Here is a 17,386-nt window from a genome sequence, read left to right on the forward strand (position 1 = left end):
CATGAGTCCCTCTGCGCCCTCCACTGCGACCACGCGCCGTATTCCCGCGCCGCGCGTGCTGCCTGAATCGCTGCCTTACTGGACCGCCGCCGACGAAGGCCGCCTGCTCGTCAAGAAGTGCGGGGCTTGCGGCGAAGTGCACCACTACCCGCGCGACATCTGTCCGCATTGCCTGAGCGCCGACACCGAATGGCTGCAGGCCGCGGGCACCGGTACCGTGTATTCGTTCAGCACCATGGGCAAGGGCGACACTGCGTACACGCTGGCCTTCGTCACGCTGGACGAAGGCGTCACGCTGATGACCAACCTGGTGGACTGCGATCCAGCAGCGGTCTCGATCGGCCAGCCGGTGCGGGTCGTCTTCAAGCCGAGCGACGGCGGCCACGCCGTGCCCATGTTCACGCCTGCGTGATGGAGAGCCGCATGCCCAACGCCCTGAAGCCCACCACGGACACGGCGCGCAAAGGCCCGCTGTCGCGCTTCACCATCCTTGATGCCACGCGCGTGCGCGCCGGCCCGACCGCGATCCGCACCTTCGCCGATCTCGGCGCGCGCGTCATCAAGCTCGAGATCCCGCCCGGGGCGCCCGGCGGCGACGACATGATCGGCGGGCGCGACCACAACCGTGCCGACTACGAGAACCTGCATCGCAACAAGGAGAGCCTGACGCTCAACATGAAGGCGCCCGAGGGGCGCGAGATCCTGCACCGGCTCGTCGCGCAGGCCGATGTCTTCATCGAGAACTACCGGCCTGACGTGAAGTACCGCCTCGGCATCGGCCCGGACGAGCTGCGCGCCATCAACCCCCGCCTGGTCTACGCGAGCATCTCGGGCTTCGGCCAGGAAGGGCCTTATGCGAACTGGCCCGGTTTCGATTCCATCGCGCAAGGCATGGGCGGGCTGATGAGCGTGACCGGCAAGCCCGAAGACGGTCCGATGCGTGTGGGCATCCCGATCGCGGACCTGTGCGCGGGACACTTCTGCGCGCAGGCGATCATGGCGGCGCTGCTGGAACGCGATGCGACAGGCGAAGGGCAATGGGTGCAGACCTCGCTGCTCGAGGCGCAGATCGCGATGCTCGACTTCCAGGCCGCGCAGTGGCTCATCGACCGGAAGGTGCCCAAGTCCACCGGCAACGAGCACCCGCTCACGGTGCCCACCGGCGTGTTTCAGACCCGCGACGGCCACCTCAACCTCGCGGCCATCGGCCAGACCATGTGGCGGCGCCTGTGCGAAGCGCTCGAAGTGCCGCACTTGCTGGAGGAGCCGGGCTTCGGCTCCGATCCAGAGCGGGTGCAGAACCGCGCGCGCGTCAACGCCGCCGTTGGCGAAGTGTTCAGGACGCGCACCACTGCGGAATGGACCGAGCGTCTGCTCAAGGCCGGCGTGCCGTGCGGGCCGATCCACACCGTGGACCGTATGTTCGACGACCCGCAGGTCAAGCACCTGCACATGGCGCGCCCGATGCGGCACCCCGAGCTGGGCGATATCGCGGTGGTGGGCCTGCCGATGCAGTTCTCGCGCCATCCACGCAGCGAGGGCCCCATGACACCCGCGCCGAACCAGGGTGACCAGACCGATGCGATCCTGGGCGATCTCGGCTACGGTGCCGAACGGATCGCGCAATTGCGCGCCCGCTTCGTCGTCTAACGCCTTTCGGCAAATCTGAAGAGAAGACCCATGGCCCAACTCGCAGCCGCCTTCGGCTCATCCCACAGCATCATGCTGGTCTCGCAACGCGAGGACTGGCAGCACGGCTTTCGTGTCATCGACACGAAGAATCCGCACTACTACGACAAGCGCGGCGCCAAGACCGACTACGAAGCGCTCCTTGCCGCCGCGCCGCCGGATTCGGAGGCGATGGTCACGCCCGAGAAGATGGGCGAACGCTTCGACGCCTCGCAGGCCGCGATGGACGAGCTCGGCCGCCGCATCCGCGAGGCGCGCCTCGATGTCCTGTTGATCGTGGGCGACGACCAGACTGAACTCTTTCGCACCACCAACAACCCCGCCTTCGCCATCTACTTTGGCCCCACCATCCGCAATACCGCGCGGGAGCCCGCCGCGCCCGGCGACAACTGGGTGAAGTCCGCGCGCATGTGGCGGCACGAGCCCGAAGCCGATCGCGAATACCCGGTGAAGAGCGATCTTGCCGAGTGGCTGATCCGGCAGCTCTGCGATCGCGATTTCGACATTGCCGCCATGGATGGGCTCGAGCGCGGCCAGTTCGAAGGCCATGCCTTCCAGTTCATCCACCGACGCCTGCTCCAGGAATACGAACTGCCGGTGATCCCGGTGATTCTCAACACCTTCGACCCGCCGAACCAGCCGACGCCGCGCCGCTGTGTGGCACTCGGCAAGGCGCTGCGCGAGCTGATCGCCGAATGGCCGCAGGACATCCGCGTCGGCGTGATCGCCTCCGGCGGCCTGAGCCACTTCGTGGTCGACGAGGAACTGGACCACAAGATCATCGGCGCGATCCGCAACAAGGACAGCGCCACGCTCGCGTCGCTGGATCCGAAGCAGTTGCAGGCCGGAAGCTCCGAGATTCGCAACTGGCTGGTGGTCGGCGAGATGGCACGCGACCTCGACCTGGAGTGGATCGAGTACGTGCCCGGCTATCGCACCGCCGCGTTGACCGGCACCGGCCTGGCCTTCGCGGCGTGGAAAACGCTTCCCTGAACCTTACTCCCTGCCGACTCATGAGCGATCTCAACGTACAACGTCTGCGCCGGCTTGATGCCTGCGCGGTTTCCGATGCCCTCGACAAGCTCGCGCTGCCGGGCGTGGTCACGGGCCTGACGCAGCGCAGCGGCGTGGGGCGCATCGCCGGTCGTGCCGTGACCATGAAGGTCGGTCCCGGTAAGCCACCGCCGGGTCCACCTCGACACCTGGGCTGCACGGCCATCGAACAGTCGGGGCCCGACGATGTGATCGTCGTCGAACAGCGCTCGGGCATCGAGGCCGGTTGCTGGGGCGGCCTGCTCACGGTGGGCGCGAAGGTGCGTGGCGTAGCCGGCGTCGTGGCCGATGGGCCTCTGCGTGACGTCGATGAGGCCATGGCGTATGAATTCCCCGTCTTCAGCCGCAGCCTCACCTCGCGCACCGCGCGGGGTCGTGTTGTCGAACTCGGCGTGCAGGTGCCGGTGACCATCGGCGCCACGGCCGAAGCCGAAGTGGCAGTCTGGCCCGGCGACTACGTGCTGGCCGATCGCAGCGCGGTGATCTTCATCGCCGCGGCCCACATCGAGCGGGTGCTCGACGCAGCCGAGACGATCGTCGCCAAGGAGGCCGCCATGGCCAAGGCGATCCTCGGCGGGACGCCCATCGGCGAGGTCATGGGCGGCAACTACGAACACATGCTGGAGCAATGAACACCATGGATGCCAAGACCGACCACACCGACCCCAACGTCGCGCGCGCCGCGCGATTCGACACCGCCACCCTCAGCGATGCGCTGGACAAGCTCGGCATCGCCGGCCAGTGCTACCGGATCAAGCCGCGCGACAACGGCTTTCGGATGGCCGGCCGCGCATGGACGCTGCTCTACGGCCCCGCGGGCAATCCGGCGGGCACGGTGGGCGACTACATCGACGACGTGCCGCCGGGGAGCGTCATCGTGCTCGACAACGGCGGCCGTGACAACGCGACCGTCTGGGGCGACATCCTCACCGAGATCGCGCACCGCCGCGGCATCGCGGGCACCGTGATCGACGGTGTGTGCCGCGACACCTACCTCTGCCGCGAACTCGGCTACGCAGTGTTCAGCAAGGACCACTGGATGCGCACCGGCAAGGACCGCGTGCAGGTCGAGGCGACCGGCGTGCCGGTGAACATCGGCGATGCGCGCGTCGCGCCCGGCGACATCGTCGTGGGCGATGCGGATGGCGTCATCGTCATCCCGAAGGCCCATGAGGAGAAGGTGCTCGAAACGGCGGAGACCATCGAAGCGGCGGAGCAACGCATCCGCGAAGCGGTACGCGGCGGCATGCGCCTCGACGAAGCGCGCAGGCAGTTCAAGTACCACCAGCTCCAGACCCGCCAAGGCGCATGACTCGCATGAAGAAGCACGACCCGGCCCTCACCACCCGCCTGGACTTCCAGCGCCTGGATCCCGAGCTTGCGGCGGCCGCGGCCAGCCTGCCGACGGCGACGCTGCACGAAGCGGGCAAGAAGATAGGCGCGCTGCCTTCGGCCATCCGGCCGGTGGTGCCGCACTTCCGCTTCGCGGGCTCCGCGCTCACCGTGCATTCGCCGGGCGGCGACAACCTCTGGCTTCACCGCGCGCTCGATGTCGCGCAGCCCGGCGACGTGCTCGTAGTCTTCACGGGCGGCGTGCACGAGCATGGCTACTGGGGCGAGATCATGACCACCATGGCAAAGGTGCGCGGGCTGTCGGGCCTCGTCATCGACGGCTGCGTGCGCGACGGTGTGCTCCTGGGCGAGATCGGCTTTCCGGTCTTCGCGCGCGGCCTCTGCATTCGCGGGACCGGCAAGGACTTCGGCGCCACGGGCTGGATCAATCACCCGGTCACCATGGGCGATGTCATCGTTCATCCGGGCGATCTGGTGGTGGGCGACTTCGACGGCGTCGTCGTCATTCCGCGGGCGCGTGCCGCCGAGGTGGTCGCCGCGGGGCGGAAGCGCGAAGCCGACGAGGCTGCGATCCTGCGCCGGCTGGAGGCCGGGGAGAGCACGCTCGCCGTCTACGGCTGGCAATGAACGGCACTGGCATGACTTCCTTGGAATCGATCGTTCCGTCCGAACCCCAACTGTCGCTGCGGGACGGCGTCGCGACCATCACCTTCAACCGTCCGGTGCACCGGAACCGGCTGGAGGATGCTGACCTTCGCGCGCTGTTGCGGCACTTCGAGCGCGTCGATACCGACGCCAGCATTCGCGTGGTGAAGCTCACGGCCAACACGCAGGGGCAGCCCCGGCCGGTGTTCTGCGCGGGCTACCACATCGGCGGCTTCGACAGCGAAGCCGGCCTGGACGCATCCATCCCTTTCGAGCGCGTGGCCGATGCGCTGGCGGCGCTGCGGCCCGTGACGGTGTGCGCGCTCAATGGCAGCGTCTACGGAGGTGCCACCGACCTCGTGCTGGCCTGCGATCTTTGCGTGGGGCTGTCCGGCATCGAGTTCCGCATGCCCGCCACAGCCCTTGGGCTGCACTACTACCCAAGCGGCCTGCAGCGCTATGTGGCGCGCATGGGGATTTCGGGCGCCAAGCGTGCGTTTCTCACGGCAAGGCCCTTCACGGCAGAGATGCTCCTGCGCATGGGCTGCCTGGAAGAAGTGGCCGAAGTGCAAGCCTTCGATGGCGCCGTGGCGCGCCTGGTCGACGAGATCTCCAACCTCGCACCGCTGGCACTGCAGTCCACCAAGCGCTCGCTCGACGAGATCGCGATCGGGCGCATGGACGTGGAGGCCATCCGGCAGCGAGAGGCCCTCACCGCCGGAAGTCTCGATTTCGCCGAGGGGCGCGCCGCGTTCCAGGAGAAGCGAAAGCCCCGGTTCACGGGCAGTTGAACCATCCGGAAAGCAATCACCATGGACCTCGGTATCAAAGGCCGTCGCGCCCTCGTCATGGCCTCCTCTCAAGGACTGGGCAAGGCCTGCGCGACCGCGCTGGCTTCGGAAGGATGCGAAGTCTGGATCAACGGCCGTAACGAACCCCGCCTCGCCGCGGCCGCGGAGGAGATCGTGGCGGCCACGCGTGCCGAGGTGCATGCGGTCGCGGCCGACCTGAACACGGCCGCCGGCCGCGACCGGCTCGTCTCGGCGTGTCCCAATCCGGACATCCTGGTCACCAACAATGGCGGCCCCCCGCCCGGAAGCATCGACCAGTGGGACCACGCCGCCTGGCTTGCCGCGCTGGAGGCGAACCTGCTGGCGCCCGTTCTGGTGCTTCGTTCAGTGCTGCCGGGAATGGTGCAACGCAAGTTCGGCCGCATCGTGAATGTCACCTCGGCCATGGTGAAGGCGCCTGTTCCCGTCATGGGCCTGTCGACCGCGGCGCGCGCAGGGCTTGTTGCCTTGAGCAAGGCCGTCTCACATGACGTCGCCCGGCACAACGTCACGATCAACAATCTTCTTCCCGAGCGGATCGACACCGATCGCCAGCGTTACATGGCCGAGCGGGTGATGAAAGAGCAGGGATGCTCCTTCGAAGAGGCTCGCCGGCAGATTGCCGACACGATCTCGGCCAAGCGCTTCGGACGGCCGGAAGAGTTCGCTGCGGCGTGCGCGTTCCTGTGCAGCGCGCAGGCAGGATTCATCTCGGGGCAGAACCTGCAGCTCGACGGTGGGTCCTATGCCGGTCTCATATGAGGGGGTGGTGGTCACCGGGCAACTTGGGGTCTCGGCGAGAGTGACGCTTCGGGCCTGCGGTCCGTACGGAGACCCACCCGGTCGAGTGTGTCTCGCGGTCGTCGGGGCTACCTCTTTGGCCAAGACCATCGAAAACGGGGGGTCGACCGCACCACGAACATGGACATGGACATGTTCGCGCGGTACCGAGTGAACAACTCGCTTGCACCACGCAGCCGCCTATCTGGAAGACCGCCTTCGCTGCGGAGCACCTCTCCGCTGCCAGGTTGCCATCGCGCTTCGTGGCAACCAGAGCGTCGTTCGACACTCAATCTTCCGGTTCGCTCGAAGGTGCGGCCCAGAATTTGACACTCTATTTCGCGTTTCGACACTCTATTCGCGCGTACCACGGTGGGCCTTGCAGGACAACCGGGTCGTTCTTATACTTAGCCAAATGGCTAACCAATGTGTCGATGCCCCGGCTCTCACGGACATCTTCTATGCCCTGGCCGATCCGACGCGCCGGGACATCGTGAGCATGCTGGGCCGCGGGCCGGAAACGGTCTCGGTGCTTGCCGCGCCGTTCGACATGGCGCTGCCTTCGTTCATGAAGCACCTGTCGGTGCTGGAGCGAAGCGGCGTCATCCGTTCGGACAAGGTCGGCCGCGTGCGCACTTGCGAGCTCGTTCCCGCGTCGTTGAACGATGCGGAGCGCTGGCTGGCCGAGGAGCGTGCGACATGGGAAGCGCGCACCGATCGGATGGTCGCCTTCGTAGAGAAACTTCATCAGGAGAACACCCATGCCCAAGGAAAACGCAAACGCCGCCAGTGAGCAGGACCTCGTCATCTCGCGCATCGTCCGCGCGCCGCGCAAAGCCCTGTGGCAGGCGTGGTCCGATCCGCGACTGCTGAAGGAATGGTGGTGCCCACGGCCCTGGACCACGGAGGTCCGCGCCTTCGACATGCGCCCCGGCGGGAACTTCCACACCTTCATGCAGGGGCCGGACGGCGGCACCAGCGACAACCCCGGCTGCTTCCTCGAAGTGGTGCCCGAATCGCGCATCGCCTTCACCTCGATGCTCACCGGCGGATGGCGTCCGGCCACGCCGTGGATGGCCTTCTCGGCCGTCATCACCATGGCCGACGAGGCCGAAGGCACCCGCTATGTGGCCACGGTGATGCACCCCGACAAGGCGACGCGCGACCGGCATGACCAGATGGGCTTCTACGAAGGCTGGAACACCTGCATCACGCAGCTCGACGAGTTCGCGTTGACGCTGCGCTGAGACGACGCCGTTAGGTGGCGGTTCGGCCCGATGCCGCGCAGTCACCTCTGCACGTTCAGGTGATGTGCCGCGCGATGCAAATGCGTGAGGAAGTGACGCACGCTGGGCTTGAGGGCCGAGCCGCTGCGCGCCAGCGCGCCCAGGCTCAGTTGCAGCGGACCTTCGGCGATCTGCACCGTCTCGAGATGCTGCTGCGCGAACGGGTGGGCGGCGATCTGCTGTGGAAGCAGCCCGACGATGTTGCCGCTGGCGATGATCGACAGCAGTCCGAGCGTGGAGTTGACCAGTGCGCCGGCCGGTGGCGGCGCGAGGCCGTTGCGCTCGAACAGCACCCGCGCATAGCCCGACTCGGCCGACGCGCCGGTATAGACCCAGCGCGCCTCGGCCAGCTCGGCCAGATGCCGGGCCCGGGCCAGGGGATTGCCGCGGCGCACGACGACGACCATGGAGATGGGCATGAGAGGCTCCACCGTGAACTCCCCTGGCGGAATCCCCTCGGGTAGCGGGCCGAGCGCGATGTCCACCTCGCCCTTGCGCAACGGTGCCAGTTGCGCGATGTAGAGCTCCTCGATCACGCGCAGCTGGATCTGCGGGAACTCCCGGCCAAAGGTGCGCAGCGTCTCCGGCACCAGCAGCATCACCGCCAGCGGGACGGCGCCGATGGTGAGCGTGCCGGTCATGCCGCCGCCGAGCTGGCGGATCTGATCGGCAGCCTGGCTCAACTCGCGGTCGGCGGCGCGTGCCCTTTCGTACAGCACCATGCCGGCGGTGGTGCCCGTGACGCCGCCGCGTGAACGCACCAGCAGGGTGGCCGACAGCTCGCGCTCCAGCTCCCGCATCATCTTGCTCAGGGCGGGTTGGGAGAGACCGAGCCGCTTTGCGGCAGCACGCAGGCTGCCTTCTTCGAGGGCGGCCGTGAAGGCACGCAGATGACTGAGCTTCATGGAAACCATGATATCCGCCGGTTATCACGGACGCGATCCTGACATCTTCCTCGGGCAGGGCCTCATTTCTAGACTTGCTCTCGCCATTCGGTGCAATCTGCATTCGATGGCCCGCCGCTGTCACCGCATGTGATAACCGCGCGGGATCTACAGGGCCATGGCCCATCTGCACATCACAGGAGACTCACTTGGCCGTACTCGTCGGGGGCATTGCCGCATCCCACACGCCCACCATCGGTTTCGCCGTCGATCGCGACAAGGCCAGCGACCCGGTGTGGGCGCCGATCTTCGAATCCTTCCAGCCGCTGCGCGACTGGATCGACGAGCGCAAGCCCGACGTGCTGCTGTTCGTCTACAACGACCACGTCACCTCCTTCTTCTTCGACCACTACTCGGCCTTCACGCTCGGTGTCGGCGAGCAATGGGCGGTGGCCGACGAGGGCGCGGGTGCGCGCGATCTGCCGGCGATCCAGGGCGACCCGGCCTTCGCCGAGCACCTGGGCCGTTCGCTGATGGCGGACGAGTTCGACATGTCCTTCTTCCAGGACAAGGCGCTGGACCATGGCTGCTTCTCGCCGCTGTCGATCCTGTGTCCGCGCAGCGAGTCCGGATGGCCAGTGAGGCTGGTGCCGCTGCAGGTCGGCGTGCTGCAGTTCCCGATTCCCACCGCGCGCCGGTGCTATCGCCTGGGCCAGGCGTTGCGCCGTGCCATCGAGAGCTATCCGGAAGACCTGCGTGTGGCCATCGTCGCGACCGGCGGCCTTTCGCACCAGGTGCACGGCGAACGCGCCGGCTTCAACAACACCGAATGGGACCAGCGCTTCCTCGACCTGATCGAGCAGGACCCGGAACAACTGGCCGACATGACCCACGCCGAGTACGCCGAGCTGGGTGGCATCGAAGGTGCTGAGGTCATCATGTGGCTGATCATGCGCGGCGCCTTGTCGGCGCAGGTGAAGTGCACGCATCGCAGCTACTACCTGCCTTCGATGACGGGCATCGCGACTGCGATCTACGAGAACCAGTCGGCGCCGCCGGCACCGTCGGAACAGCGACGCCGCGCCGAGAAGGTTTCGGCCCAGTTGGCCGGCGCCGAGCGGCTGCAGGGCAGCTACCCCTTCACCATCGAACGCAGCGTGAGGGGCTATCGCATCAACCGCTTCCTGCACCAACTGGTAGTACCCGGGTTCCGGGCGCGCTTCCTGGCCGACCAGGAAGCGGAGTTCGAGCGCTCGCAACTCACGCCGATCGAGCGTGACCTGATCCGGCGACGCGACTGGCGCGGGCTGATCCAGTACGGGGCCATCTTCTTCATGCTCGAGAAGCTGGGCGCGGTGGTCGGCATGTCCAACCTGCACATCTACGCCGCCATGCGCGGGCAATCGCTGGAGGACTTCCAGCAGACCCGCAACGCGCCGGGCGCGCTCTATTCGGTGGCGGGCAAGGACGCTGGCGCGCTGCAGTGGGACTCGCCTGCGGTCACACCCGCTGCGGCCTGATCGATCCAGAGATTCACAACAAACAATGGAGACAAACGCATGTCAGTACCCGCGGCAATCGACGTCAAGGCATTCATCGACGACAGGCCTCCTTCCGCCTACCAGTGGCTTCTCGTCATCCTGTGCTTCCTGGTGGTGGCAGCGGACGGGATGGACGTGGCGATCATGGGATTCGTCGCGCCTCCGATCCTTCAGGAGTGGGGCCTCTCGCGACCTGCCTTCGGATTGGTGATGAGTGCCGCGCCCATCGGACTCGTGATCGGCGCGCTGGTGGCCGGTCCTTCATCGGACCGCGTCGGACGCAAGCTGGTGCTGATCGCATCCGTGCTGCTGTTCGGCGTGCTGACCATCGCAACGGCTTTCTCGCGTTCGCCAACCGAGATGGCGGCGCTGCGGCTGCTGACCGGCATCGGCCTCGGTGCGGCCATGCCCAACACGACGACGCTGCTGTCCGAATACGCCCCGTCCGGCAAGCGGGCGCTGATGATCACCATCATGTTCACCGGCTTCAACCTGGGGTCGGCGTTGATCGGATTTGTCGCCGGTGCGTTGATCCCGATGCATGGCTGGCGTTCCGTCCTCGTTTTCGGCGGCGTGCTGCCGTTGGTGCTGGTGCCGTTGCTGGTCTGTCTGCTGCCCGAGTCGGCTCGCCTGATGGCGGTGAAGGGGCGGCCCGCCGAGCGCATTGCAGCGACGTTGGGCCGGGTGTGCGGAGTGCGGTTCGAGCCCGGTACCCGCTTCTTCTCGCAGGAGCCGCAGGTGGCCGGTCGCACGTCCGTCGGCGTGCTGTTCTCGCCCGGATTCAGCGCGCTGACCATCGCCTTGTGGGTCACCTATTTCATGGGCCTGCTGGTGATCTACCTGCTCACCGGCTGGCTGCCCACGCTGATGAAGGATGCCGGGCTGTCGATCGCGACGGCGGCCAATGTGACCGCGATGTTCCAGATCGGCGGCACCATCGGCGCGGTGATCGTCGGCTGGTGCATGGACCGCACGCAGCCGGCGCGAGTGATCGCCGGTGCCTATTTCGCAGGGGCACTGTGCGTGTTGCTGGTCGGCGCCATCGGGGCTTTGTCGCCTGCGCTGACGCTGCTGGTCTTCAGCACGGGCTTCTTCATGAGCGGCGCACAGACCGGGCTGAATGCCTTTGCGCCGGGCTGCTACCCCACCGCCGCGCGCGCCACCGGCGTGAGCTGGATGCTGGGCATGGGGCGCTTCGGCAGCATCCTGGGTTCCGCATTCGGCGGCGCGTTGCTCGGCATGGGCCTGGGCTTCGGCAGCATCCTCGGCATGCTGGCCGTGCCTGCGGCGTTCGCGGCCGTGGCAATCCTCAGCACGCGTCGGCGTGACGCCGTCCGGGGCAGGGAAGCCGCAGCCGTGTGACGCGGCGCTCTCGAGAGCCCGCCTTCTTCCAACCGATTCGCCTTGCCTGGCCCCTGATCTTGGCGGCCAGCAAGGGTGCCTGCCTCTCAAAAAAAGATTCCCAACCCACGAAGGAGACAAACCATGAAATTCACCACCTCGCCCGCCGTCCCGGGGCGACTGACACGCACCGCGCTGGGTGCCAGTCTTCTGATATCGCTGGCCGCCTGCGGGGGCGGTTCGGGCAACTCCGCGGGCCTGGCTGCCTTGGCGGGCTCAGGCACCACTTCATCCACGAGCACCACCTCGACCCCTTCGCCGGCCGCCGCCGGGCCAGGCGTCTATGACAGCAAGCTCGCTTTCGACGCTTCGAAAGCCCCGTACACGACGATCACCGTCAAGCTCGACGGTGTCGACACGCCCGTGCGTTGGTACAGAGAGGTGTGCTACGTCGGCACGCCGATGAAACTGGCGCCTCAGCAGCCTGCCCTCGGGGCACCCTTTGCGGCCGACAACCAGGTGTGCGGTTATCAGAACCTGAACATCTTCGTGCGTGAAGCGGATGCGGCCCGGCAGGACAACCCCATCTTCTTCAACGTCAACAACGGCGGCTGGTTTGCCAGCTATCAAGGGGGCAAGGGCGGCTGGGATCCCGCGACACCGATCACCAGCGCCAACTATGCCGGCGCCGATGTCGTGGCCGGACGCGCCTATGTGAGCAACAGCGACACGGACAAGGTCGGCGCCGCGCTGAGCCGTGGCTTCGTGTACATCAACATGGCCTCGCGCAGCCGCGGTGCGACCGCCCCGGCGGGCGTCTACGACGACGGCGTCTACCAGGGCAAGGCCCCGGCCGCCATCGTCGACGCCAAGGCGGCCGTGCGCTTTCTGCGTCTGAACGATGCCACCATGCCGGGCGACGCCAGCCGTATCGTGGTGAACGGCACCAGCGGTGGTGGCGCTCAAAGCACCCAGCTCGGCGCCACCGGCAACAACGAAGACTATTTCCCCTACCTGAAGGCCATCGGCGCTGCCGGTATCGACAAGGACGGCAAGAGTTCGATCAAGGACGACGTCTTCGCCGTCGTGGCCTACTGCCCGATCCAGGACATGGGCAGCGCCGACCTGGCTTACGAGTGGATGTTCAATGTCCTGGACTCGCGCTCGCTGGTCGAGGCGGCCCAGAAAGCCGGCACGATCAAGGCCGCGGACGGCACGGTGCTCGTCAGGGCCTCCAACCCCGATCGCGACGGGAGCGCTGAACTGATGAACAGGTTCGTGGCTTACCAGGCCAGCCTCGGGCTGAAGAATGACGATGGCACGCAGCTGACGACCGACAACATGCTGGCCGCCATCCAGGCCGAAATCAAGAAGGCGGCCGAAAAGCAGATCAAGGATGGCAAGTCGTTCGTCGCCTACGGAGCCTACGGCGACCACGCGGGCAACGGCGTCGGGGGCGGGAGCGGATCGGTCCACTATCTGAACGACTACATCGGTGCGGATGCCAGCGGTACGGTCACGACCTTCAACATGCGCAATTACCTGAAGTTCGTTGCGACGCAGGCGCGGCTCAAGGCCGTGCCGGCTTTTGACCAGCGAGGCCAGAGCGCAGCCGCAGCGGGAACCGTGACCGATGACGGCGCCGGCACCGTGAACTACACCGGTGGCGAGTCCGACCTGTTCGGCACCCCCAGCCAGGTCTATTCCAACTTCACCGAGTACGGCTGGAATCACAACGACGGCGCCAACGGTGCCGACGCGCAAGCCGGGGTTGGCCTCGGAAACACCGGCTACACCTGGGCCGGCAACCCGCAGCGGTCGTTCGTGCTCAACCAGTACAAGTTGATCAATGCACTGGCCTATGTCGGCAAGAACGATGGCATCACGCCGCACTGGCGCATTCGTGTTGGTGCGCGCGACCGCGATACGTCCTTTACCGTCGCGTACAACCTCAGCCGCGCGTTGAAGGCCGACCCCAAGGTCCAGGACATCGACTACGCGCTGGCCTGGGACCAGGGGCACGCAGGCAACTACGACGTGCAGGAAGCGATGAAATGGGTCGACAGCATGATCGCGAAGGGCAAGGCGCAGTAGGGAAGAACCAAGGGCAGCGCTGAACCGCTGAACAATAGCCGCGGGGCTTTGTTCAGCGTTCAGAGCCGCGCTTCGGCCCGCCCGATGCCCGGGAACTCGACCATCACGGTGTCGCCCTTCTGCGCGGGCAGCACGCCCACCCACGAGCCCGTGGTGACCACGGTGCCGGCCGGCACGGCCCTGCCGTCGCGCGTCACGTGCCGCAGCCAGACCGGCAGCAGCCACGCGGGGTCGTACATCGGATGGGTGCCACGGCGCAGATCGGGTCCGCGGGCGCCGATGCGCGTCTCGCACACCTGGGTCGTCCAGTCACGCGCGGCATAGGGCACCCAGGCGCCCAGCACCAGTGCGCCGTGCGATTGCTGGTCCGCGAGCTTGAGCAGGGCGGTTGCCTGCGCGGGGTCTTTCCAGCGCGAATCGACGATCTCGATCGAGACGGTCATCGCGTCGATCAAGGCCGTGGCGTGCTCGGGCGTGAGCGTCGCCGCGCGTTCAGGCGTCACGTCCTCGCCGAGACGCAGTGCGATTTCTGATTCGATGCCCGGCGCATTGAAGTGCATGTCGCCGTAGTTCGCAGGGCTGGCGCGCACACCGGCGGGCGGCAAGGGCGCGTGTGTCAGCACCGCGTCGCGCGAAGGACCGCCCGATTTCCAATGGCCGGGCACGGCCGAACCGAACCAGCCCATCGCCTGCGCCACGCGGTCCTGCACGGCATAGGCTTTCGCTGCATCGGTGACGGCGCCCGTCCACGCTGAAGGATCCAGGGCACGGTGCTCGCGCCACGCCGATGCGAGGGATGCCGCGAGGTCCGTCATGCGTCCACCTTCACCTTGCCGTCCTTGACGACGCGCGCCCACTTGTCGATCTCGCTCGAGATGAACTTGGCAAACTTGTCGCGCGAGCCGCCGCCGTCTTCGGCGCCGTAGGTGTCCAGCCGCTCCTGCACGTCGGGCATGGCCAGCACGGTGTTGACGTCGCGGTTGATCTTGTCGGCGATGGCAGTCGGCAGCTTGCCCGGGCCGGCGAGCCCGTACCAGGTGGTGGCTTCGAAGCCGTCGAAGCCTTGTTCCTGCATGGTCGGGATGCTCGGATGGCCCTTGGCGCGCTTGGTCCGCGTCTGGGCCACGCCGATCACCTTGCCGCTCTTCACGTGCGGCGTGGCTGCCGTCATCGTCTCGAAGCTGTACTGGATCTGGCTGCCCATCAGGTCGGTCAGCAAGGGTCCGCTGCCCTTGTAGGGCACATGCATCGCATCGACCTTCGCCTGCAGCTTGAACATCTCCAGGGCCAGGTGCTGCGCAGAGCCGGAGCCGGCCGAGCCGAAGCTCACCTTGCCGGGCTCCGCGGCGCACAGGGAGACGATGTCCTTGACGGTCACCGCCTTCTGGGTGGGGCTCGCGATCAGCAGGTTGGGCGTCACGCCGACCAGCACGATCGGCACGAAGTCGCGCTCCACGCTGTAGCGCAGCTTGGGCTGCAGGCTCGGCGCGAGCGCGTGGCTGTTGATGTGCGCCATCAGCAGCGTGCTGCCGTCGCTCGGCTGCGTCGCCACGTACTCGGCCGCGAGCACGCCGGCCACGCCGCCCTTGTTCTCGACGATGACCGTCTGGTTCCACATCACGGACAGCTTCTGCGCGACCACGCGGGCCAGCGCATCGGTGCCGCCGCCCGGCGGAAAGCCGACGACGATGCGCACGGGGCCGGAGGGCCAGTCCTGCGCGAACACGCCGGGCACGCCGAGCGTGGCCACCGCCGCGCCTGCGGCCTGGATGAAGGAACGTCGTTGCATGGTGTCTCCGTTTTTCTTGAATGAACGCGTTCGCGCTCAGGCCGCCTTCTGCAGGGCGGCCGGCGCGGCATGGCCGGCGAAGTAGTCCATCGTGGCCTGCACGCCGCTGCCGGCGAGCTTCACGCCGGAGAGCTTCAGCCCCATCTCGACACCCGCGACCATGGCGACGAGCGTCAGGTCGTTGCTGTCGCCGAGATGGCCCATGCGGAACATGCGACCCTTGAGCTTGCCGAGGCCCGTGCCCAGCGACAGGTCGAACCGCTGGTGGATGAGACGGCGCACCGCATCTGCATCGACGCCCTCGGGCGTGATCACGCCGGTGAGCACCGGCGAGTACACGGCCGGGTCGGCGCACTGGATCGGCAGGCCCCATGCATTCACCGCGGCGCGCACGCCGGCAGCCCAGCGCTGGTGGCGCGCGAAGACGTTGTCCAGGCCCTCGCCGAGGATCATGTCCAGCGCCTCCGAGAGGCCGTAGAGCAGGTTGGTGTTGGGCGTGTACGGCCAGTAGCCGTCCTTGTTCATCTCGACGATCTCGTCCCAGGCCCAGAACGAGCGGGGCAGCTTGGCGCTCTTCATCGCTTCGAGGGCGCGCGGCGAGATGGCGTTGAAGCTGATGCCCGGCGGCAGCATCAGGCCTTTCTGCGAGCCGCTGATGGTGACGTCCACGCCCCATTCGTCATGGCGGAAGTCGGCGCTCGCGAGGCCGGAGATGCTGTCGACCATGAGCAGCGCGGGATGGCCCGCCGCATCGATGGCGCGGCGCACCGAGGCGATGTCGGAGGTGACGCCGGTCGAAGTCTCGTTGTGCACCACGCACACGGCCTTGATCTTCTTTTCCGTGTCTTTGCGCAGTCGCGCTTCGATCAGGTCCGCCTGCACGCCGCGGCGCCAGCCGGGTGCCTGCGGCAGATGTTCGTCCGTGCCGCCGTACGCGAGGAACTCGGTGGAGATGCCCAGCCGGGTCGCCATCTTGTTCCAGAGCGATGCGAAGTGGCCGGTCTCGTACATCAGCACGTGATCGCCGGGGCTTAGCGTGTTCGACAGCGCGGCCTCCCAGGCGCCGGTGCCGGAGGCCGGGTAAATGATGACGGGATGCTGCGTCTTGAAGATCTGCCGGATGCCCCCCAGCACCCGTCGGCCGAGCGCGCCGAACTCGGGCCCGCGATGGTCGATGGTGGGCAGGCTCATCGCGCGCAGGATGCGGTCGGGCACCGGGCTCGGGCCGGGGATCTGCAGGAAGTGCCTGCCGGTGGGATGGGAGTCGAGTTGAAGCATGTGGCCGTCCTTTCGCGGGGCAGTTTTGCATTCAAAACACAAAAACGCATGCTGGTTATCCACTAGGCGTAAGGATTGAGGCATCGAAAATTTGCATTCAAAATACAACCGAAGGAATTGAACCCATGGCGGAAGTGATCGAAATCTCGCGTCTCGCGCTGCATGACCAGGTGGCGTCGCGGCTGCGCACGATGCTCATCGAAGGCCAGATCGCGCCCGGCGCCAAGCTCAACGAGCGCGAGTTGTGCGAGCAGTTGCGCGTCTCGCGCACGCCGCTGCGCGAAGCCATCAAGCTGCTGGCAGCCGAAGGCCTCGTCGACCTGCTGCCCAACCGCGGCGCGGTGGCCGTCAAGCTGACCGAGGCCGACGTGCTCAACACCTTCGAGCTGCTGGCGACGCTCGAAGCCATGTCCGGCGAACTGGCGGCGCAGCGCATCACCGACGAAGAGTTGGCCGAACTGCGTGCCTTGCACTACGAGATGCTGGCGTGCTTCTCGCGGCGAGACCTCTCCGGCTACTACCGCATCAACGCGCGCATCCACGCCGCGATCAACGACGCGGCCAGGAACCCGGTGCTGACGAGCACTTACCGCTCCGTCAATGCGCGCGTGCAGTCGCTGCGCTTTCGTACCAACCAGAACGAAGCCAAGTGGGCCGACGCGGTCGCCGAGCACGCACGGATGATCGAAGCCCTCGATGCCCGCGACCCCATCGCGATGCGCCAGGTGCTGATCGAGCACCTGAACCGCAAGCGCGACACCGTGCTGGAGCTCCTGCGCGCCGGCGAAATCTATCCACGGTCCAACGCGACCAAGACCTGAAG

The 17,386-nt window shown here is 66.9% G+C and carries 18 protein-coding genes; 14 read left to right on the forward strand and 4 right to left on the reverse strand.

The window, feature by feature from the left end:
• The first annotated feature begins 1 nt into the window (after nt 1).
• The 10 genes from BLW05_RS31445 to BLW05_RS31490 all read left to right on the forward strand — a co-directional run bounded on the left by BLW05_RS31445 (nt 2) and on the right by BLW05_RS31490 (nt 7,597).
• Nucleotides 2–412 (forward strand): Zn-ribbon domain-containing OB-fold protein, encoded by a 411-nt coding sequence (locus BLW05_RS31445; RefSeq protein ID WP_093168104.1) that lies wholly within the window; start codon nt 2–4, stop codon nt 410–412.
• An 11-nt stretch (nt 413–423) separates the two neighbouring features.
• The gene (locus BLW05_RS31450) at nt 424–1,650 is read left to right on the forward strand and encodes a CaiB/BaiF CoA transferase family protein (RefSeq protein WP_093168106.1); all 1,227 of its coding nucleotides are present in this window, start codon (nt 424–426) and stop codon (nt 1,648–1,650) included.
• A gap of 30 nt (nt 1,651–1,680) precedes the next feature.
• Nucleotides 1,681–2,682: a DODA-type extradiol aromatic ring-opening family dioxygenase gene (locus BLW05_RS31455; protein ID WP_093168108.1), complete on the forward strand. Its 1,002-nt coding sequence runs from the start codon at nt 1,681–1,683 to the stop codon at nt 2,680–2,682.
• A 20-nt stretch (nt 2,683–2,702) separates the two neighbouring features.
• Nucleotides 2,703–3,374: an RraA family protein gene (locus BLW05_RS31460; protein ID WP_093168110.1), complete on the forward strand. Its 672-nt coding sequence runs from the start codon at nt 2,703–2,705 to the stop codon at nt 3,372–3,374.
• Between the two features lie 5 nt (nt 3,375–3,379).
• Nucleotides 3,380–4,054 (forward strand): RraA family protein, encoded by a 675-nt coding sequence (locus tag BLW05_RS31465; protein WP_093168181.1) that lies wholly within the window; start codon nt 3,380–3,382, stop codon nt 4,052–4,054.
• 5 nt (nt 4,055–4,059) lie between these two features.
• Complete coding sequence (locus tag BLW05_RS31470; protein ID WP_093168112.1) at nt 4,060–4,722, forward strand: 4-carboxy-4-hydroxy-2-oxoadipate aldolase/oxaloacetate decarboxylase; 663 nt, start codon at nt 4,060–4,062, stop codon at nt 4,720–4,722.
• Between the two features lie 11 nt (nt 4,723–4,733).
• Complete coding sequence (locus tag BLW05_RS31475) at nt 4,734–5,531, forward strand: enoyl-CoA hydratase/isomerase family protein (protein ID WP_093168114.1); 798 nt, start codon at nt 4,734–4,736, stop codon at nt 5,529–5,531.
• Nucleotides 5,532–5,552: 21 nt separating this feature from the next.
• Nucleotides 5,553–6,332, forward strand: coding sequence for an SDR family oxidoreductase (locus BLW05_RS31480; RefSeq protein ID WP_093168116.1), 780 nt, complete (start codon nt 5,553–5,555; stop codon nt 6,330–6,332).
• A gap of 433 nt (nt 6,333–6,765) precedes the next feature.
• Nucleotides 6,766–7,143 carry an ArsR/SmtB family transcription factor gene (locus BLW05_RS31485; RefSeq protein ID WP_093168118.1) on the forward strand — a complete coding sequence of 126 codons (378 nt, stop codon included), beginning with the start codon at nt 6,766–6,768 and terminating at the stop codon, nt 7,141–7,143.
• On the forward strand, nt 7,112–7,597 hold the full coding sequence (locus BLW05_RS31490) for an SRPBCC family protein (RefSeq protein WP_093168120.1): 486 nt from the start codon (nt 7,112–7,114) through the stop codon (nt 7,595–7,597). The genes BLW05_RS31485 and BLW05_RS31490 overlap by 32 nt, the downstream gene beginning before the upstream one ends.
• A 41-nt stretch (nt 7,598–7,638) precedes the next feature.
• Here the strand turns inward: BLW05_RS31490 and BLW05_RS31495 are convergent, their stop codons facing one another.
• Nucleotides 7,639–8,541, reverse strand: coding sequence for a LysR family transcriptional regulator (locus BLW05_RS31495; protein WP_093168183.1), 903 nt, complete (start codon nt 8,539–8,541; stop codon nt 7,639–7,641).
• A gap of 188 nt (nt 8,542–8,729) precedes the next feature.
• Here BLW05_RS31495 and BLW05_RS31500 point away from each other — a divergent pair, with 188 nt between their 5' ends.
• From BLW05_RS31500 to BLW05_RS31510, 3 genes are all read left to right on the forward strand, one after another.
• Complete coding sequence (locus BLW05_RS31500) at nt 8,730–10,040, forward strand: gallate dioxygenase (RefSeq protein ID WP_093168122.1); 1,311 nt, start codon at nt 8,730–8,732, stop codon at nt 10,038–10,040.
• 39 nt (nt 10,041–10,079) lie between these two features.
• Complete coding sequence (locus BLW05_RS31505) at nt 10,080–11,423, forward strand: MFS transporter (RefSeq protein WP_093168124.1); 1,344 nt, start codon at nt 10,080–10,082, stop codon at nt 11,421–11,423.
• A 123-nt stretch (nt 11,424–11,546) separates the two neighbouring features.
• The gene (locus tag BLW05_RS31510) at nt 11,547–13,496 is read left to right on the forward strand and encodes a subtype B tannase (protein WP_177142891.1); all 1,950 of its coding nucleotides are present in this window, start codon (nt 11,547–11,549) and stop codon (nt 13,494–13,496) included.
• Between the two features lie 59 nt (nt 13,497–13,555).
• Here the strand turns inward: BLW05_RS31510 and BLW05_RS31515 are convergent, their stop codons facing one another.
• The 3 genes from BLW05_RS31515 to BLW05_RS31525 are packed head-to-tail and all read right to left on the reverse strand — an operon-like array spanning nt 13,556 to nt 16,563.
• Entirely contained in the window at nt 13,556–14,311 is a 756-nt protein-coding gene (locus BLW05_RS31515) for a fumarylacetoacetate hydrolase family protein (RefSeq protein WP_093168126.1), read from the reverse strand.
• Nucleotides 14,308–15,285: a Bug family tripartite tricarboxylate transporter substrate binding protein gene (locus BLW05_RS31520; protein WP_093168128.1), complete on the reverse strand. Its 978-nt coding sequence runs from the start codon at nt 15,283–15,285 to the stop codon at nt 14,308–14,310. Before BLW05_RS31520 ends, BLW05_RS31515 begins: the two co-directional genes overlap by 4 nt.
• Before the next feature lie 36 nt (nt 15,286–15,321).
• Complete coding sequence (locus tag BLW05_RS31525; protein ID WP_093168130.1) at nt 15,322–16,563, reverse strand: pyridoxal-phosphate-dependent aminotransferase family protein; 1,242 nt, start codon at nt 16,561–16,563, stop codon at nt 15,322–15,324.
• Between the two features lie 125 nt (nt 16,564–16,688).
• Here BLW05_RS31525 and BLW05_RS31530 point away from each other — a divergent pair, with 125 nt between their 5' ends.
• Entirely contained in the window at nt 16,689–17,384 is a 696-nt protein-coding gene (locus BLW05_RS31530; protein ID WP_093168132.1) for a GntR family transcriptional regulator, read from the forward strand.
• The last annotated feature ends 2 nt before the right edge of the window (nt 17,385–17,386 follow it).

The organism is Variovorax sp. YR216 (genome assembly GCF_900107745.1).
In the GTDB taxonomy this organism is placed as follows: Bacteria; Pseudomonadota; Gammaproteobacteria; order Burkholderiales; family Burkholderiaceae_C; genus Variovorax.

Coding starts and splice junctions, on each gene's coding strand:
- BLW05_RS31445 (WP_093168104.1), top strand. CDS start 2: ATGAGTCCCTCTGCGCCCTCCACTGCGACCACGCGCCGTATTCCCGCG.
- BLW05_RS31450 (WP_093168106.1), top strand. CDS start 424: ATGCCCAACGCCCTGAAGCCCACCACGGACACGGCGCGCAAAGGCCCG.
- BLW05_RS31455 (WP_093168108.1), top strand. CDS start 1,681: ATGGCCCAACTCGCAGCCGCCTTCGGCTCATCCCACAGCATCATGCTG.
- BLW05_RS31460 (WP_093168110.1), top strand. CDS start 2,703: ATGAGCGATCTCAACGTACAACGTCTGCGCCGGCTTGATGCCTGCGCG.
- BLW05_RS31465 (WP_093168181.1), top strand. CDS start 3,380: ATGGATGCCAAGACCGACCACACCGACCCCAACGTCGCGCGCGCCGCG.
- BLW05_RS31470 (WP_093168112.1), top strand. CDS start 4,060: ATGAAGAAGCACGACCCGGCCCTCACCACCCGCCTGGACTTCCAGCGC.
- BLW05_RS31475 (WP_093168114.1), top strand. CDS start 4,734: ATGACTTCCTTGGAATCGATCGTTCCGTCCGAACCCCAACTGTCGCTG.
- BLW05_RS31480 (WP_093168116.1), top strand. CDS start 5,553: ATGGACCTCGGTATCAAAGGCCGTCGCGCCCTCGTCATGGCCTCCTCT.
- BLW05_RS31485 (WP_093168118.1), top strand. CDS start 6,766: ATGGCTAACCAATGTGTCGATGCCCCGGCTCTCACGGACATCTTCTAT.
- BLW05_RS31490 (WP_093168120.1), top strand. CDS start 7,112: ATGCCCAAGGAAAACGCAAACGCCGCCAGTGAGCAGGACCTCGTCATC.
- BLW05_RS31495 (WP_093168183.1), bottom strand. CDS start 8,541: ATGAAGCTCAGTCATCTGCGTGCCTTCACGGCCGCCCTCGAAGAAGGC.
- BLW05_RS31505 (WP_093168124.1), top strand. CDS start 10,080: ATGTCAGTACCCGCGGCAATCGACGTCAAGGCATTCATCGACGACAGG.
- BLW05_RS31510 (WP_177142891.1), top strand. CDS start 11,547: ATGAAATTCACCACCTCGCCCGCCGTCCCGGGGCGACTGACACGCACC.
- BLW05_RS31515 (WP_093168126.1), bottom strand. CDS start 14,311: ATGACGGACCTCGCGGCATCCCTCGCATCGGCGTGGCGCGAGCACCGT.
- BLW05_RS31520 (WP_093168128.1), bottom strand. CDS start 15,285: ATGCAACGACGTTCCTTCATCCAGGCCGCAGGCGCGGCGGTGGCCACG.
- BLW05_RS31525 (WP_093168130.1), bottom strand. CDS start 16,563: ATGCTTCAACTCGACTCCCATCCCACCGGCAGGCACTTCCTGCAGATC.
- BLW05_RS31530 (WP_093168132.1), top strand. CDS start 16,689: ATGGCGGAAGTGATCGAAATCTCGCGTCTCGCGCTGCATGACCAGGTG.